Consider the following 15,837-nt stretch of genomic DNA (forward strand, 5'->3'; position numbering starts at 1 on the left):
GGCACCTCATGACCCTATTCCGGTCTATCTTGAAAAAAGTGGAGCGAGCTATTTACACACCGCAAGATATAGTGTAAATTTGGATTAAAATACTCTATTCTACAGGGGGAATGCGAGATGACGAAGAAACTGTTCCCCATGGTAGCGGTGGCAATTTTTTCGCTGGGAGCGAGTTTTATGGCACGTGCCGAGACGACAGGTAGTGAGGTTCCTGAAAATTGGCAAGATGAGATTGCCGGTATAGCTACCCTTGCCGAGGAGCAATATCCCCAGGACTTCACCACTAGCACCATCGACACGGACAAGGTTAAAGGTGCGGTCTATTTTAAAGCCGAGATTCCCCGTGAAATTGCCAAAAAAGCTGCGCGACTTCCCTATCTAGAGCTAGTGGGTGATACTGGAATATCGAACCTTGAGGCGCAAGATATTCACCACGAAATCGCCGATAAGATTCATCAAGAGAACCCTGATTTAAAATTCGGGTCATTTGTTGATTTTAAGAAACGCACTGTCGAGATTGAATTAGACTCTAGCCAGGCACAGGAACGAATGAGTAATAGTATTGCAGAAATCGCTAACAAACATTACGGCAAGCTGAAACTAAATATTAAATACGCTATCAAATCAAAATCTACTCTCGACGCTCTCTATGGGGGAGGTTTTATGAACAAATGCACTTCTGCGTTTTCAGTTGAATCAGAATATTTCAATTTTGGCAATGCCCTTCTTACGGCGGGACACTGCAACACGTCTCAATCTTACCAATCAATTCCGCTTACTTATGAAGGTAATTATGTGGGAGAACGCGGGGATTTCGCCGTGTACTCCACTACCGCCTACACGGCACCACAATATTATAGTAAGCCAGGTCATTTAGTGAATGTAACCGCAACAAGGAATCCTGCTGTAGGACAAGCCCTGTGTCGTAACGGAATGACAACAGGGCAGGAATGTGGGCAGAGAGTAGTTGCTAACGGGTATTGCGATTACACAGAGAAACCTCGAGTTTGTGGATTGACAGTTATGAATTCGAGACTGGCTCGTCGGGGAGACAGTGGAGGCCCCTGGTTTTCAAGCACTTATGCCTATGGCATACATTCAAGAGCCTTACTTTATGATAATTCAGCACGCGATGCTTTTACTCCCGTAAGAGCAGCCGAAAATTATCTTAATGTTAAGGTGAAAACTGTATAGTTATTTGCATATCTCAGATATCCTAAATCGCTCATGTTCGTACACGATTTAGTAACGCTGAGGACGCTAAAATATTAGGCATCGGTTTCCCGGGGCAAGACCGTGATTTCCAAGCCCGCCAACATGCTCTCCATCATGAGGTCGAAGTATTCTTGGCTCATTTGATCTTCGTTTTGCGGGTCGGCCAGGGGGACGAAATAGTTTTGCACCATTTCCGCCAGTGTCGGCGATTTGGCGGCCAAAACTTGCATTTGTGCTACCATCTGGTTCAGGTCATGGCGCTGTTTACCCCGCGTGGGGCTGCGCAGATTACGCGCCGTGATAATCCACAGAATCGTGTTGAGAATCATGGTGTAGGCCTGGGGGGCGTAGTGGCGGAAACCTGCTTCGTGTAATTTTCGGAAAGATTCTTCGAGTATCGGCAGCATTTCGGCACTCAGATTGCCGTACATCATTCTTTCGGTCACTCCTGGATGTTCCAGCAACACCGGGCGGAGGTTTTGCGCCAGCGCCATAAACCAGGCTTTCCACTCCAAGTTTTCATCGGGCAGGGGCACCGCGCCGACCAGTTGCCCGATGATGGCGTTGACAATGGCATCCCGGCTGGCGAAATAGTGATAAATCACCGAAGGCGCGACCTCTAGGTGCTGCGCCAAGTCGCGAATCGACCAGTTTTCCAAGCCGTGTTCGCGGGTCAGGGTCTTTGCGGCTTGGGTGATTTTGGCTTGGCTCAAACCGGCGCGGCGGCCGGTGTTGGGGTGGGTAACATCCATAGCTATATTTTAGCGCCCATTGACAGTACTAGAATGGTGTTCTAGCCTGAGCTTAGGGTGACCTATGTTTTATAGCAAAGGGTGGAATGTGGGGGAAAATGCTGCGGGAGGCAAAACCAAACCGGGAAAAACTGGCCTCCCGGGAGCCTTGTTACGGTGGCGCGATTGCGGCTATTTTTCCGGCCGCACAGAACCTGCATTACTACCCACACTTACCGCGAAGCCGCCCGGGTCAAAGGTTGTGGGCGGCTGGGATTTAGCCAAGGCTTTGCGTCTATCTTGGGGGCTTTGCGGGGTGGGAGCCTGGCGGTTTTTGATGTAATGCGGCCGGTGGTGCTTTGCGTCGCGGTGTTGGCGGTGGGGATTGTGCTGAGTGAAGAAAACCCAGACCGCTTCAGTATGGCTAATGACCCTTGTTTTTAAGGATTTTATATGCTAGTCTAACGGGATGGCTAAGGTTTATCTTACTTAGGTTAGCCTTTTCGATTTACCCTGTAGATAGTAAGGAGTCGTATGGGAGAATCTGTACCGGCACACGGGCAACGTAAAGGACCCGAAGAACAACGGATGCAAGGACACTGGCTGTTGGCCAAGATGGGCAAAAAAGTGCTGCGCCCCGGGGGATGGGAGCTAACCGAAACCCTGGTAAAGCAGCTGTCTATCGGCGCGAAAGACGACCTAGTGGAATTCGGGCCAGGTGTCGGGAAAACCGCCGAACTCATGCTGCGCGCCCACCCCACCAGTTACATCGGGGTCGACCCCAATGACCAGGTTGAAGCGAGCCTGCTCCAAGTCCTCGAGCGCTACCCGCAGGCGCGGAAAGTCGCGGCTAACGCTATGCAAACCGGGCTCGATGATGGCTGTGCCTCGGTGGTGATTGGCGAGGCCATGTTGACCATGCAGTCACGGAAAGAAAAACTCGCTATCGCCCGCGAAGCCTTTCGCCTGTTGCGCTCCGGGGGACGCTACGCCATTCACGAGTTGGCCTTTATTCCCGACGATTGTCCCGAAAGCGTGCAAGACGAAGTCGGCAAAGCCCTGTCCCTGGCCATCAAGGTAGGCGCGCGCCCCATGACGGTATCCGACTGGAAGACCTTGCTGGAAGAAGCCGGCTTCCGCGTCGAGATGACCACCACTCGTCCGATGGCTTTGTTGGAGCCCCGGCGGCTAATCAATGATGAGGGATTTTTCGGGTTCCTGCGTTTTGTGTTCAATGTGGCACGCAACCCGGCCGCTCGCAAAAGGATTTTGAACATGCGCGCGACGTTTAGTAAACATCGCGAGAACCTGGCTGCCATCGGTGCGATTGCGGTCAAACCTGAGGCCTAGGGGATACGCCACGTGGGTGCCGCCCGCATATCGATGCTACTGGTAGAGCCGTGAAGAAAGTCTGCGGTGGCTTTTTAGACGGAACTCCTTTAGTGGAAATCGGCCACGGAACCGGACTGGCACCTCATGAAAAACCCTAAAACAGCGACCGGAGAACCGGCGGAAACCGATGCGAAAAACTGTTATGGAAAAGAGGAAAGGAAGAAAATGAGCTCTAAAGAAACACAATTAAACGAGTCTTCGGTGCACCTGGATTTGCTAAATGAAATCCCGGTGGGCAAAGAATCCACCACCTCGCGGGTGCTGATTAATAACTCGGCGCTGCGCGTGGTGGTGTTCTCTTTCGATAAGGGAGAGATGCTGACCGCGCATTCCAGTCCGCGGGCGGTAGTCGTGCAACTGTTGGCTGGCAAGATGACCTTCACCCTGGATGACACGCCACACCATATGGTGGCCGGGGACATGATTTACCTCGCACCCGGCCAGGTACACGCGCTGGTTGCCGACGAGCCCTGCCAGATGTCGCTGGTAATGGTCGATGTCGCGGCGGATTCATGAGGTGCCAGTCCAAAATGCGAGCGCCTTGGGAAATATATGACCGCCTCATCGAGGACATTGACCCCAGTGTGAAAGTGATTAATGCGATTGAAGGCAGTCACTATTCTGAAATTACGTCCTCGGAGAACAGCATTGGGCGGGGAATGCCCTTTGAAGTGGAATCACTACCACGAACTATGACTTTGCCGGAGATGAAGGGTAAACCTCTGCGTGATGTAGCCGCCTTGATACGATTGTGGTTGGCCCTTCGGCTGCTTGCGCGCCGCACGTCTCGGATCCTTTTCCCAACCAGGATCGGCAGAACGGGAAATGGCCGGGGAGACGTTAAAAAAAATTGGAGCCGGACACTTGGCAGACATGCTGTGTTCTACCATGTCTGGCGGGCAATTTCAGATGATTCTGATAGCCAGAGCCCTGGTGGTGGAACCGAAAATCTTGGTTTTGGACGAACCGGAAACCGGCTTGGATTTTCGCAATCAACTGGTAGTCTTACAGCTGCTGCGCCACTTGGCCGATAGCGGGCTGATAGTGGTGATGAACACGCATTACCCGGCACACGCGATACGCATTGCGGATCAGGTGCTGCTGCTGGATTCCCAGCATCGTACGTTAAGCGGCTCCACTGCGGAAATATTAACCGAATCCCACCTATCAGATCTTTTCGACGTTGACGTGAGGATAGTCCGAACCTGCTTCGCCGGAGCTGAAGTTCCCACCGTAATCCCCGTTAGTCTACAGCGGTAAAGTTCTTTCGGGTTCATGAGGTGCCAATCCGGGTGTTAAGCGTACGCCTGAATTCCGGACTGGCACCTCATGAACGGGAAAAACCAGCGGCCAACGCTGGCGCGAACTAGAGCGAGAAAGCGTGCCACAAAACCCGCACCGCACCCACCCCGCCCAAGAAAATCGCCAGATTACGCGCCCAAGTGGACTTTACGATTTGGCGCAGGGGGATGGAGACGAAATTTCCCACCAATACCGCCAAAACCAAGATTCCGACAATGCTCCACGACAGCTCCCCCGACGCGCCCGCCATACCAGTCAAATACTTGGTGGGCACCACCACCAGGTTCATTGCGGCGAAAATCGGTTGCATCGAAGCCGAGAACTGTTTTTGACCCCAACGCGAGGTCTGCGCATAGGCCGTGACCGCCGGACCCGACTGAGCCACGGCCGCAGATAGCGCCCCCGCCAAGGCGGCAAAGAAAAACACGGGTTTCTTGCCGTAAACACGCGGCAGCTTGAAAGAAAACACCGCCGCCGCCACCATCACCAACATCAGCAGGCCAATCGTAATCTCCAAGGACTTCAAGGGCAGCACGCTGAGCAGCAAAATCGTGATAATAATGGCGGGGGTTTGCGCCGCTACGAACAAACCCACAATCGGCCAGTTAATATCCCGGCGCAGCATCACCCCCAGGGTTATGGAGTTCACCAAACCCAAGATATTACCCATGACTACCCCGTCTATCGGGCCGAAAAACCAGATAAACACCGGTACTGTGGTCAAGCCAAAGCCCATTCCGGCCACGCCCTGGACGCAGCCACCCAAGAGCGTCATAGCAATCACGAAAACGATTTCCATTTAGCTAATATTATCCTCTTCGTTGAAGTCACAGATTCACGCCTTAAACGGAGATGGGGAGGGGAAAACCCCGGTTTAACCTGATGCTAGTGGTTTTTATTGCGATTGCGTTGGAATCATCACCGGGCGGGGCTAGGATTAAGGCGTGAGTTTTTGGGAACAACTGTGGTATCAAATCGGGCTGAGTCCCGCCCAGGCTTTGGGCGTGGTGATTGCGTCGATCGTGATTTACCTGGTAATCAGCGCGATTATCCAGTTGTGGGGTCGCCGGATTTACGCCAATCATTCGGCGACCGGGCTGGCGGTTACCTTGGTGGTGGGCTCGATTTCGGCCCGTGCTATGTTGGGGAACTCCCCGACCCTGTTTGGGTGGGCGATTGCTATCACCGTGGTTTTGGTGCTGGAATCAATCCTAGGGATGCGTTTCGCTTTGGGTTGGAAGCGCCGCCCGCGCCAGGCCGTGATTATCTATGCGCGGGATTGCTTTGACGAGGCATTGCTGCGACGCTATCACCTGTCGCGTGGCCAGATTCGCTCTAGTTTGCGGGAAAAAGGCCTGGCTTCGCTAGCTGGGGTGGGGGTGATTCTGTTGGAACCCTCCGGGCATCTGTCGGTTATCAAGGAAGGAGCGGTGCTGGTGGGTGAACTGGCGCAAGACATCCGCGACCCCAAAGGGGTGCTGTAGCTCCTGCGGCTTTATCATCGTCAGCGGGTAAAGCGGTTCGGCTGGCAGAAATTCACGAATAAATGTAGTCGACAGTGAATATACTGTAGCCTCACCCCCAAATTTTCCCGGATTTCTGCCACGCTCTCCGGTTTGCGGGTTCATGAGGTGCTAGCCGGGAACTGACCAGCCCGCAACAGCGGCCAGGCCTGGTTCCAGCCTCCCAGGCTGCGGGCAATCTTGCCGGCATCCACAATCAGGCCGTGAAAAGTCGCCAGCTCGGTGACGCTGAAATTGCAGCTAGCAACTCGTGAATCCAAGGCGACCCGAGCCCGCTCGTAAGTCTGGAAATCACCGAAACCGGCCACAGCCAACAGCCGCCGGGCATAGAGGTCGTAGATAAATACCGGCCGGTTATACACGTATAACAGCAGGTCGTCGGCGGTTTCCGCGCCAATGCCGCGCAGGGTGAGCAGTTCCGCACGCAGGTCATCAGTGGGCAGCCCCTGGGCGCGGGAGTCATGAACCGCGAACCAGGCAGTCAAGGTTTTCACATAGGTGGTTTTGGTGCGCCAGTACCCGCAGGGGTGGATTAGCTCCCCGAGGTGCGCCTCGTCAACCGCCAGAATCCCCTGTGGGTGGAGCAGCCCGGCATCTCGCAGGTTGCCAAGCGCGCGCTCCACATTCGTCCAAGCCGTATTTTGGGTCAACACCGCGCCCAAGGCTATCTCGAAGCGGGTTTCGCCCGGCCACCAGATACCGGCCTTAACCTGAGCTGCCAACAGGTCGAATAATTCGCGAAACGACAGGGGCGTCTGGGATTTGGCGCTTTTACTTGTGGTCATTCGTCACCCCGGTATCAAGCCAGCAAATAAAACCCATAGCAAAGCGATTCTATCTAAATAGCGCCTCGTGAATCCGCGATTTCCCCGCAAAATTAGCGCGACACCGAGCTCTGGTTCAGAATTATTTAGCGCACAGCATACCGTGTTACCAAAAATGCACTCTGGTCTGTTGCTAATCTCGAGGCGCGTCTGGGCGACTAAAACTCCCGGCCATTTAGATGCTGCGGGTTATATCCTTAAAACAAGCTAAGGAGGGACGCGATGCAACTGCACGCGATTGGCGGGGACATTACCCGGGTTCACGTGGATGCGATTGTGAATGCTGCGAACTCGACGCTGCTGGGCGGCGGGGGAGTGGACGGAGCGATTCACCGTGCGGCCGGGCCAGAGCTGCTGGCCGCTTGCCGGGTGATTCGTGCCACGCGCTATCCCGACGGGCTGCCGGTGGGACAGGCCGTGGCCACCAAAGGCTTCAAGCTGCCCGCCAAATGGGTGATTCACACGGTGGGTCCCAACCGGCACGCGGGGCAAACCGACCCGGGATTACTGCGCGCGGCCTTCGTGAACTCGTTGCGCGAGGCGGCGCGGGTGGGGGCGCATTCGGTGGCTTTCCCCGCCATCTCTGGGGGAGTCTACGGTTGGGATATGGCGGAGGTGGCGCGTATCGGGGTGAGCGCGGTGCACGAGTGGCCAGCCGCGTGGCGGGCTAAGACTGCGGCGGCGAGCCTGTCCAGGCAATCCGGGGACGCGGCTGGAATTACGGCGACGCTTTATGCAAAAAAGCGCCGGACGGAAAAACTCGACGAAACGTCTTGGCTGGCAAAGGAATCTCACAGAATCGCAGCAAACACCACGCCGAGTGAAGGAAAAGCCAAGGGTGCGGCAATCTGTGGAAATGCGGAAAGCGAAAACCTGGGGGAAAGCCCCGTCGAAAGCGTGACTTTCGTGTTGTTTTCCCCCGAAGCCCTGGAAATATTCCAAGACGAGATCGCCCGCAGAACCGGCCGCTAGCTGGCTACCAGAAAATCTGGAACTGAAACCCAGCGACACTGATAAAGTTCCTCTGGTGAATAATCTTGCGGATTGAGTCGAGGCTTAGGGCGAGATTCTGAAAGGGGATTCCACCACAGGTTTTACCCGACTTCACGTGATTATTTTCAAATCGGGCGGGGCAGCGGCGCTCTTGGTGTCGGGTTCATGAGGCGCCAGCCTGATTACCGTATCGGCCGCGTGTTCGAGCAGCTCAAAATCGTGAGTAACGACTATTACTACTGCCCCCGTGTCCGCTAACGTGCGCAGTTGGTCGGCAATCTGAAGCAGGTGGCGGTAATCGACCCCGGAGGTCGGCTCGTCGAAAATATACACCTGTTTGCGCCACGCCAGGGCGCTGGCAATCACCAGGCGTTGCTTTTGTCCCCCGGACAGTGACAGGGGGTGTCGCTCCCGCAAATCCCATAAGTCCAGGTCGGCGAGGATTTCTTGCACCCGCTCGGGGGGTGGTGTCATCCGAGTGGCTTGCGCAGAGGCAGGCTCCCCGTGACCGGGGCGGTAGGGTTTTTGGCCTAAAGTGACTTCGGCCAGGACGGAATCGGCGAAGAGCTGGCGGTGGACATCTTGCATCACAATGTAGGCTACGCGCTGTCGTTCCCGGCGTGACAGAGGTTTTCCGTTCAGGCTGATCTGGCCGGAGGCTTTCGCTAAACCGCAAATCACCCGTGAGAGTGTGGTTTTACCTACCCCGTTTTGTCCTACCAGGACGTTTACTTTCCCGGCGGGAAAGGTGAAATCGGGGATGTCTAAAATCTGGTGGTTGCCATAGGAGAATCGCAGGTTTTCCAGGCGTAGCCCGCGAGAAGAAGGGCCATTAACATCGGGGGAAGGAAGCGGCTCCTGGATGTCTGGATTATCGGGGGGTGTTTTGTACGCAGTCGGAGCCGAATTCTTGAGGCGTGACCCGGGGAGGATGGTGGTGAGTTTGGCTGGCGCGGTGGCTGGGTTGGTGTTGGGATTAGTGGCGTTGTCGTGGTTCGTGTCGGGGTTGGTGTCGGTTTTGGGGCTAGTGTCGTTGTCGGATGGTTTGGGTTCGTGGACGCGGGGGACGGTTTTCATTGCCGGGGCTGGCAGTAGGAAATCTGGGACAAGTTGAACCGAGGATGAGTCGGCTCCGGGTTCCGTTAAAGTTCGCAGACCCAAATTTTGGCGAGCGCGTTCGCTCAGAGCGAAAAATTCCTGACCGTCATAGTCGGCTGCTATTTTGCCATGATCCAAAACCACTACCCGGTCGGCAAGTCCGTTCAAGAAGTACAAGCGGTGTTCGGCTACTACCATGGTGTAACCTTGAGATTTGAGATTTGCTAGGATTTTTGCGAACTCGCTGATAGAACCCGGGGACAAGTTAGAAGTAGGTTCATCGAAGAATAGTATCCGTTTCCCACTGGCCAGAGCCGCCGTGCAAGCGATTTTTTGCAGTTCTCCACCGGATAGCGCTCCGAGCGCTCGCCCCAGGAATTTCGCGGTGTCCAGCTGCTTGCAGGCTCCCAGGATGTCTTGCCAAATCTGGGCGGGTGGTTCCCCCGCGTTTTCCCCGCGAAAAGCCAGTTCCGAGGTCACATCGGCGGTAAAAAATTGCGTGCGCGGATTTTGAAACACCGTGGCCGAAGTATCACCCAGCAGCGCCAGGGGAGCGTCTGGCACACTTAGGCCTCCCACCGTGACTTCCCCGCGCAAAGTCCCGCGGTGAAAAAACGGCACCAGGCCGTTTAAAGCCCGTAAAAGTGTGGATTTCCCGCAACCCGAAGCCCCGCACAGCAGGGTCAACGATCCCGGAGGGCATTCCAGGCTAATATCAACCAAAGCCGGAATCGTGGAGGTTTCCGGGACTTTACCTGCGCGGCGGGCGCGGCGTTGAGCTGTGGTTTCAAACACGTCGCCGTTGCTGGCCGTGGCGTAAGCAAAGTTCAGTCCCCGTACCAAGATTTCCGGTGTTAGTGTCCCGCCACCTGGTTGCTGCCTTGCCTCGCCACCGGAGGCCGCGTTGGCAGAGTTTAGGGTTGGCGAGTCAACGGGGATTTTGGCAGCGGGTTTTTTCCCCGAAATTTCTGCGTCGCGTGTGGTTTTTGGGGAATGGGTGTTTTCCGGCTGGCAACTCATGAATTCACCGCCCCACGAAACGACTGGCCACTAAGGCCACCAAAACCAACACGACCACCAAGTCCGCCCCGCCGAAACCAATCGGCCACACGCAAGTGCGCCGCCCGCGTTTCCCCAAGCCCCGCACCAGCCCGGAGGCCGTCAAATCGTCGGCAATCCGGGTAGAAGAAGCCAACAGCGGCACCAAAATAAACTCCACCGTGTGTCCCGGATGCGCCAAAACCCGACCCCACGTGGGTGCCACCCCGCGCAAACGCATCGTGTCGAAAATCGCGCGCAAATCCGCCAAGGCGCTTGGCGCATAACGCAGCATAACCGTCACCGGCACAATCACCGCGCGGGGCAGCTGCATCCGGGTCAGGGCGGCTGTGAGTTGCCCAGAGGATGTCGAGGCAATCAGATACCAAAAAATCCCGCCTGCCACGACAAACCTGGACATCCACAGACCCGCGAATACGAGGATATCCAAGGCGGAGTTGGCGGCGGTGTTGGCGGCGGACACGCCGCTCGCGCTGGTTTCGGCATAGGTGGCCAGCCAGGCACCTCCCAGCAGGAAGACGAAACCGCTGGCCCAGCCGAGTATTAACCGCCAGCGAACCGTGGTCGCCAGCAAAATCGCGGTGAATCCGAAACACGCCAGTAAATCCGCCGGGGCGACGCGCCCTAGCACCAGGATGTTTATGGTTAGCGCCGCCAACAGCTTCGTGCGCGGGTCAAGGCGTAGCCGGTCGGTGGTTGTCCCAAAAGTAAGCATCGCAGGTGTGATAGCACACAGGTTTTCGCGACCGGCGTTGGCGGAACCGAGGGCGGAGCGCGAGGCTGTTGGGGGGTTGACTGGGTTAGGGGTGGTGGCAGCATCAGCTGGCGCGGCTGGCTGCGTGTCGGGGTGGGAACGTGGGGTCACTGCGGGGTGGTTCCTGGAGTCGGGTTCATGAGGTGCTAGCCGTTATGCCAGGCCAGCCTTGGCGAAATGCTTGGAGAGCATGCGGGTGCCGAGCCAGCCCCCTAGCAGGGCGACCACGAAAATTCCGACTTCCATGAAAATCAGATTTGTGGGCGTGAAAATTGCTTGGAATTGATCCACGAACTGCGCGGAACGCTTCCCGGCGCGCATATGAGCGAAGTATGCTTCAGGATCGTAGAATATCTTAACATAAGGGCTGATGTACCACAGGGAAAACACGGCATAGGCGATAATATTGCGCCCGCGGGAACGGAAATCCCCCGAGGCGGCAATAATATCCGCCACCAACCCCGCCACCAGACAAATCGGTATCGCGGGCCAGGCGTGAGCCAGGCCAATCAGGAGCCCGGTGATCAGCCCCATAATAGTCATGGCTCCGATGGTGGGGGTGCGTACCAGATAGAGCATGACTACTACCCCGCCTATGAGCAAGGACACCACGATACCAAGCAGTGAGAAGGCCGGGCCGAGCAGGGAAAACACCATCACCGCCCAGCAAGCCAGGATATAGATAACGGTGAAAACTCCGGCGTTAACCAGGTAGCGCGGCTGTAAGTCAAACCGGCTTCGGCCAGTTGGCATGTTTTTGTCCACTACATTTTGGGAATCCTTGTTCACAGGCACCACTGTCACTTCCTTGCGTGTTTTTGAGAGCTTCTAGTTTGGTTAAGCTTACCCTTAGATTTTATCCGGATTTCGGTTGAAATGCGGCATTAGCTCCTTGGGGTGGAGATACAGGGATTTTTGGAGGAGCGGGAACGCTGGCCTCGGGGAGGTAACCCCGAGGCCAGCGTAATCCGTTGTAATCCGTTCCGACTAGTTGGTGATGGTAACCGTTATGGCTTTGGTCCATTCACTGGGCAGATAGCGGTCGCTTTCCTTGGCGCGGAGGCGAACCGTAAATGATTTATTGGTACCGGTGTTTTTTGGCACCTTTACGACAATGGAACTTGAATCTATGTCTACGGAACCGGTAATACCGGATGCGTCAAAACTGTCTAAGCCCGAGATTTCAACTTCGTAGTTTGCTACTTCTGGATTCTTGTTGCCCAGCTCTTTTTTGAGATTGTTCCACCCGCCGTCGTTCTTGCTAAACGTGGCCACTTTATGCTCGAGGTAATCGCCGCCACTGCTTGCTGAACTAGATAGGCTGATAGTTACCGGGGTTGAACCAGACGCAGTCAGTGTGCTCGGTGCAGAATGTTGTTTCTGTACGATGAATTTGACTTCAATGCTTTGTCCACCGACAGAGCACCACATAGTGTACCGTCCCACAGAGGTTGCAGGAGTGGTTTTGATAGTGACTGTGGACGCTGCTGGCTCAATCTGCGGGAGAGTAAGGGAAGTAGAGTCGGCGCTCCCTTGACTGAGGTTTCTCAGGTCGTCACATTTGACAGCCTCACTGCCTGCCCCTTCAAACCTCACCGTGGTTGTCTCGTTTTTTGTGGAATTTAGCGTGTTTTTGCCATTATCGAACTTGGGTTGAATCTGTGGCGAGGGCTGGGAGTGGGCGCCGGAATTTGCCCCGGAGCTGCTGGAACCGCCGGAGCTACCGGAGCTGCTGGAACTACCGGAGCTGCTGGAACCGCCGGAGCTACCGGAGCTGCTGGAACTACCGGAGCTGCTGGAACCGCCGGAGCTACCGGAGCTGCTGGAACTACCGCCAAACCCACCGCCGGAGCTACCGGAGCTGCCAGAGCTGCCGGAACCGCCGCTTGACCCGGAAGCACCAGCTTTCGGCTTTTCCTTCGCCTTCCCGTTCGCGCCGTCCGGTTGGGCGGCTTGACGCAGCTGTGCTTCGGGAAGGCTCGCCTGGCCACCGATGCCATAAACCATGAGGTTTTTGCCGGAATTCTTCGCGAAATCCCGTAACACGCTCGCGGTCTCGGTCGGGGTTTCCCCACCGGGCTTAACCAACAGAATCGGGCCGTGTTTCAACTGGCCGGCAATAATCGCATCGGCAGTGGCCGCACCACCCGCCACATACACTTCGCCGGCAGCGCCGTGAATCTGGGTGTAATGCTTGGCAATCGAGGCGGCGGTGGCGAAGCGATTCGCCCCACCCAAACGGGAGGCATTCGCGCTCCCAACCGCAGCAGCCGCCTGTAACGTGGCCTCCGGCAAAGCCCGAGCCCCACCCAACCCGGTTACCTGCACGGGTTTCGCCTGCGCCAGCAACTGGCGAGCCACCTCGCTCAGGGTGCCATCCGGGCGGGTCAATAAGGTCGGGCCGTCCCCCAGGGTTCCAGCCACCATGGAATCCACCAGGTGCGCGTCACTGCCATTGGCTAGGTACACCGCGCGCAACCGCCCGTTCTTGTCCAAAAGATTCTTATAAGCGGGATTACCCGCCTTCGCTTGTGCCAAGATATGCGTGGCAATAGCCTCGGCGGTCGCATAGCGATCGGCACCCGCCAGTCGACCCGTCTGGCTCGCCTTAACCGCTTTCGCTACCGTGTCGAGTGTCGCCTCATGAACACTGGCGGTTCCACCGATAGCGGTGACCTGTTCCACCCCACTGAAGATGGGATTACTGGCGATGGCGCCAGCGAGCCTCGCGGCGGCATCGGGGCTGTTGGGTGCGTAAAGCACCGGTCCGTCAGCCAGCTTTCCGGCAGTGGTCGCGTCCACGAGGTGCCGGTCATCAGAGCTAGCGAGGTACATAACGCGTGGTTTTTGCCCTTTGAAGGCATGAGTCGCAACCTTTAAAGCGGTGTCGACTCGATTAGTGCCCGCCAGGCGCGCACTCGGGGTGGCATCGACGGGGACGGTAGTGGAGGTGGTAGCAATAGCGGGAGTAATCCCGATACTGGACAGCAAGCTGAAAGTCGCAATTCCAAGCCCCAGTTTAGTCTTGAGTTTGAGCATTGTTCGTGTTTCCTTAGGTCGTAGTTGCAAGTGCTAAGCGGCCGAGTTTGCGTTGTCCCGACGCGATACATGCCCGACGGGAGTTGTCAGACATGTTATGAAAGATACCTGATGAGACCCCTTTCGCGCATTAACCCAGGGGCCAGTAACGGGGTATAGCGCGGCGAAATCAAGGTAAAACTCCAGTTCAGAGTGGGTTTAAAATGCCTTACTAAAAAAATTTAGTTCGTTTATCCTAACCCCGAGTTTGGTGCGATTTAGAGGATTCCAACCAGCCGCCGACTGTCCATATGTCGGAATCCGGGATGGCACCTCGTGAACCCGAAACCTAAAAGGAAATCACACCGAAAGCTTTCAACAAACTGGTGACCAGCACCAACACAATCAACACCGGGGTAACGTACTGCAACATAACCACCCAGGCGCGGCGCAGACGAAAACGAGAGGACTCGCGTACCTCGTCGACCAACACGTCAGGGCGCCACACCCAGCCCACCAACAGACACGTCACCAAGGCCGCCAGTGGCATCATTACCGAGGAAGTCAAGAAATCCAAGAAATCCAGCAAAGTCGTGCCTTTGCCCAGCGGCTGGATAAAAGACAAGGAACTGTAGCCTAAAGTAACCACCGAACCCGCCAAGGTAATGAAAATAATCACAATCAACAACGATTTACGCCGCGTCCACCCCAGGGTGTCTTGCAGAATTGTCACATCGGATTCCACCAGAGAAATCATTGATGTTAAGGCCGCAAACACCACCAGCAGGAAGAACACGAAACCCAACACCGAGCCGGCCACACCGAGTTTCACGAACACCTGAGGCAGAACCAGGAACATCAGCGACGGCCCGGAATTCTTAGCGACCGCATCGGCCGAGCCTAAAGCCACGAAAGTCGCGGGAATAATCATCAACCCCGCCAACAGGCTAATCCCCAAGGTAGTCAGCGTGGTTTGCAAGGAAGACGAGGTAACCGACACGTCTTTTTTCATATACGACCCGTAGGTCACCATCACCGCAGTGGCCACCGACAGCCCAAAAAAGGTCTGTCCCAGGGCGGCAATCAACAGCTCGGCGGAAAACTTCGACCAGTCAGGCACAAAGAAATACTGGAGTCCCGCCAGCGCGCCGGGCTGAGCCAAAGTGTAAATCGCAATCAGGAAAGAAATCACAATCAAAGCCGGCATCATAATCAGGTTGGCCCGCTCCACCCCGCCGTTCACCCCAAGCGCCACAGTGATAAAGGTAATCGCGGCGAACACCAACATGAAAGCCACCGACTGGGGGGAGTCCGCGATGAACGCGCTGAAACTCGCGCCCCCATCCGCCAGCTGGGCGCTTTGCCCCGCCCCATAGGCAAACATATAGTGGGTCACCCAACCCCCCACCACGCAGTAGTAAGCCGAAATGACAAAAGGAATAATCGCGATGAACACCCCGGCGGGACGCCAGCGCCGCCCGAAAGACGCGAAAGCCTTGATAACCGAACTTTGGGTGTATCGCCCCAAAGCGGCCTCTAAGACCAGCAACGTCACCCCCAAGGTCAGCATCAGCCCTAGGAACACGATAATGAAAGTGCCCCCGCCGTAGTGCGCTGCCAAATACGGGAAGCGCCAGATAGTTCCCAAACCGACAGCGGACCCGGCCGCCGCCAAAACAAAAGCGAGCTTTCCAGACCAAGAAGCGCGCTGTTCGGGAACTACACTGACGTCAACCACGGGATATTCCTCCATTTCAGGGTGTTTTGCCCCACTGTTGTTTTAAATGTTGCCGTTTCATTCTAGCGGCCTTTTGTGGGGGTTAGTTTTCGGGGTTTCGGGGGCAGAAAGGGTGGGTTCATGAGTGGCCACTCATGAACCCACCCGATGTTTCAGAAACCCTCGCCACCCGGTGTTTCAGAAACCCTCG

Annotated in this window: 15 protein-coding genes; 7 read left to right on the forward strand and 8 right to left on the reverse strand. The window is 55.9% G+C overall.

The window, feature by feature from the left end; all coding sequences use genetic code 11:
• The first annotated feature begins 117 nt into the window (after positions 1 to 117).
• Positions 118 to 1,194 carry a S1 family peptidase gene (locus tag F4555_RS00925; protein WP_115325577.1) on the forward strand — a complete coding sequence of 359 codons (1,077 nt, stop codon included), beginning with the start codon at positions 118 to 120 and terminating at the stop codon, positions 1,192 to 1,194.
• Positions 1,195 to 1,268: 74 nt separating this feature from the next.
• Here the strand turns inward: F4555_RS00925 and F4555_RS00930 are convergent, their stop codons facing one another.
• Positions 1,269 to 1,967, reverse strand: coding sequence for a TetR/AcrR family transcriptional regulator (locus tag F4555_RS00930; protein ID WP_004018396.1), 699 nt, complete (start codon positions 1,965 to 1,967; stop codon positions 1,269 to 1,271).
• A gap of 156 nt (positions 1,968 to 2,123) precedes the next feature.
• Between F4555_RS00930 and F4555_RS00935 the strand changes: the two genes are divergently transcribed.
• The 4 genes from F4555_RS00935 to F4555_RS00950 all read left to right on the forward strand — a co-directional run bounded on the left by F4555_RS00935 (position 2,124) and on the right by F4555_RS00950 (position 4,598).
• Entirely contained in the window at positions 2,124 to 2,390 is a 267-nt protein-coding gene (locus tag F4555_RS00935) for a hypothetical protein (protein ID WP_184076192.1), read from the forward strand.
• 90 nt (positions 2,391 to 2,480) lie between these two features.
• Entirely contained in the window at positions 2,481 to 3,296 is an 816-nt protein-coding gene (locus F4555_RS00940; RefSeq protein WP_115325575.1) for a class I SAM-dependent methyltransferase, read from the forward strand.
• A 207-nt stretch (positions 3,297 to 3,503) separates the two neighbouring features.
• Complete coding sequence (locus tag F4555_RS00945) at positions 3,504 to 3,854, forward strand: cupin domain-containing protein (protein WP_004017223.1); 351 nt, start codon at positions 3,504 to 3,506, stop codon at positions 3,852 to 3,854.
• 309 nt (positions 3,855 to 4,163) lie between these two features.
• Positions 4,164 to 4,598, forward strand: a complete 435-nt coding sequence (locus F4555_RS00950) for an ATP-binding cassette domain-containing protein (protein ID WP_376698525.1) — start codon at positions 4,164 to 4,166, stop codon at positions 4,596 to 4,598.
• 106 nt (positions 4,599 to 4,704) lie between these two features.
• On the opposite strand, the gene F4555_RS00955 is transcribed toward F4555_RS00950, so the two are convergent.
• Positions 4,705 to 5,439, reverse strand: a complete 735-nt coding sequence (locus F4555_RS00955; RefSeq protein WP_004017217.1) for a sulfite exporter TauE/SafE family protein — start codon at positions 5,437 to 5,439, stop codon at positions 4,705 to 4,707.
• A gap of 145 nt (positions 5,440 to 5,584) precedes the next feature.
• On the opposite strand from F4555_RS00955, the gene F4555_RS00960 reads away from it, so the two are divergent.
• A complete protein-coding gene (locus F4555_RS00960) occupies positions 5,585 to 6,124 on the forward strand; it encodes a YetF domain-containing protein (RefSeq protein WP_115325573.1) in 540 nt (179 codons plus the stop codon).
• Positions 6,125 to 6,264: 140 nt separating this feature from the next.
• Here F4555_RS00960 and F4555_RS00965 read toward each other — a convergent pair whose 3' ends face one another.
• Complete coding sequence (locus F4555_RS00965; protein WP_115325572.1) at positions 6,265 to 6,948, reverse strand: endonuclease III domain-containing protein; 684 nt, start codon at positions 6,946 to 6,948, stop codon at positions 6,265 to 6,267.
• Between the two features lie 261 nt (positions 6,949 to 7,209).
• On the opposite strand from F4555_RS00965, the gene F4555_RS00970 reads away from it, so the two are divergent.
• A complete protein-coding gene (locus tag F4555_RS00970; RefSeq protein WP_115325571.1) occupies positions 7,210 to 7,959 on the forward strand; it encodes an O-acetyl-ADP-ribose deacetylase in 750 nt (249 codons plus the stop codon).
• Positions 7,960 to 8,091: 132 nt separating this feature from the next.
• On the opposite strand, the gene F4555_RS00975 is transcribed toward F4555_RS00970, so the two are convergent.
• From F4555_RS00975 to F4555_RS00995, 5 genes are all read right to left on the reverse strand, one after another.
• Positions 8,092 to 10,098 (reverse strand): ABC transporter ATP-binding protein, encoded by a 2,007-nt coding sequence (locus F4555_RS00975; RefSeq protein ID WP_115325570.1) that lies wholly within the window; start codon positions 10,096 to 10,098, stop codon positions 8,092 to 8,094.
• A gap of 4 nt (positions 10,099 to 10,102) precedes the next feature.
• Positions 10,103 to 11,002, reverse strand: coding sequence for an energy-coupling factor transporter transmembrane component T (locus tag F4555_RS00980; RefSeq protein ID WP_244854434.1), 900 nt, complete (start codon positions 11,000 to 11,002; stop codon positions 10,103 to 10,105).
• 42 nt (positions 11,003 to 11,044) lie between these two features.
• A complete protein-coding gene (locus F4555_RS00985) occupies positions 11,045 to 11,689 on the reverse strand; it encodes an MptD family putative ECF transporter S component (protein ID WP_115325569.1) in 645 nt (214 codons plus the stop codon).
• Between the two features lie 189 nt (positions 11,690 to 11,878).
• Positions 11,879 to 13,930, reverse strand: coding sequence for a cell wall-binding repeat-containing protein (locus F4555_RS00990; protein ID WP_115325568.1), 2,052 nt, complete (start codon positions 13,928 to 13,930; stop codon positions 11,879 to 11,881).
• A gap of 328 nt (positions 13,931 to 14,258) precedes the next feature.
• Positions 14,259 to 15,662: a sodium-dependent transporter gene (locus tag F4555_RS00995; protein WP_004013096.1), complete on the reverse strand. Its 1,404-nt coding sequence runs from the start codon at positions 15,660 to 15,662 to the stop codon at positions 14,259 to 14,261.
• Between the last annotated feature and the right edge of the window lie 175 nt (positions 15,663 to 15,837).

Origin of the sequence: Mobiluncus mulieris (assembly GCF_014204735.1) — a bacterium.
GTDB classification, from domain to species: Bacteria; Actinomycetota; Actinomycetes; order Actinomycetales; family Actinomycetaceae; genus Mobiluncus; species Mobiluncus mulieris.